Here is a 486-nt window from a genome sequence, read left to right on the forward strand (position 1 = left end):
TGCTGCCCGAGCCCGCCACCAGACTGGCCGGCGAGGCCACGGCCACCAGCGTGCAACTTGGCGGGGCCACATAAGGCAGCAGATACTGACCGGGAATGACCTCCGAGGGCTGCGCCGTGGCCTCCCCCGGCTTGGCCCAGCCTACGGCCAGGTTGTCACCCCCCCCGCCTTCTTTGAGCAAGGCTTCCACATAATACGTCTGGCCTGCCGTCAGGCTCACCGGAGCCGACTTCTGCTCGGCAAAGCGGTTCCAGGCCCGCACCTCCGTCGAGCCGGTGTGGTAGGCAATCTGGCTGGCCGAGCTGGGCTCGCTGCCCGTGGCGCTCAGCCGCAGGCTGACGTTGTTGTCCCCGGCAATCCAGAAGTAGTAGACCCCCGTAGTGGGGGGACAGATGTAGCCCCGCAGGCGGGCGCCGTAGTTGTCGGCCACGTTGGTGGGGGCCTCGAAGCTGCCCAGGCTCAGGCTCACACTGGGGCTGGTCTGCA

The 486-nt window shown here is 67.9% G+C and carries 1 protein-coding gene; it reads right to left on the bottom strand.

Features of this window, described 5'->3' with window-relative positions; translation table 11 throughout:
• The coding region (locus tag J2I47_RS26405; protein WP_262899050.1) for a PA14 domain-containing protein at positions 1-486 on the bottom strand (486 nt) is incomplete at both ends.

The organism is Fibrella rubiginis (assembly GCF_017353185.1).
Classification (GTDB): Bacteria; Bacteroidota; Bacteroidia; order Cytophagales; family Spirosomataceae; genus Fibrella; species Fibrella rubiginis.